The organism is Hyphomonas beringensis (genome assembly GCF_000682755.1).
GTDB lineage: Bacteria > Pseudomonadota > Alphaproteobacteria > Caulobacterales > Hyphomonadaceae > Hyphomonas > Hyphomonas beringensis.
Genome location: NZ_AWFF01000100.1, coordinates 1 through 542, shown reverse-complemented (window position 1 = coordinate 542; position 542 = coordinate 1). Strand labels below are relative to the sequence as shown.

Here is a 542-nt window from a genome sequence, read left to right as displayed (position 1 = left end):
CCGGCGCGCTGATAAGCACACTTACGGGCTCGCACGCAAATGACCGGGTGGGCTATGGCGGTGTGACGGCGCTGACGAATGGCAACTATGTTGTCCGGACCCCTCTCTGGGGTAATGACTCGGAGGTCAGGGCCGGAGCGGTGACGTGGGGCGATGGCACGAAGGGGGTGGCAGGCGTGACGGCCGGAGCGGTGACGTGGGGCAATGGTGACGGCGGAACTGTTGGCGCAGTGGATGATACCAACAGCCTCGTGGGCTCGACTGCAAATGACCAGGTGGGCGAGAAGGGTGTGACGGCGCTGACGAATGGCAATTATGTCGTCAGCAGCCCGAAGTGGAACAATATCGGTGCGAGCAAAGCCGGTGCAGTGACATGGGGCAATGGTGACGGCGGAACTGTTGGCGCAGTGGATGATACCAACAGCCTCGTGGGCTCGACTGCAACTGACCAGGTGGGCGTACATGGTGTGACCGCGCTGACGAATGGCAATTATGTCGTCGCCAGTGGGTATTGGGACAGTGACACGGCGAATAATGTCGGA

1 pseudogene is annotated in these 542 nt (G+C 61.1%); it reads left to right on the top strand.

The annotated features are described in order from the left end of the window. Nucleotides 1-542: pseudogene (locus HY29_RS19455) on the top strand (hypothetical protein); the annotation flags it as partial.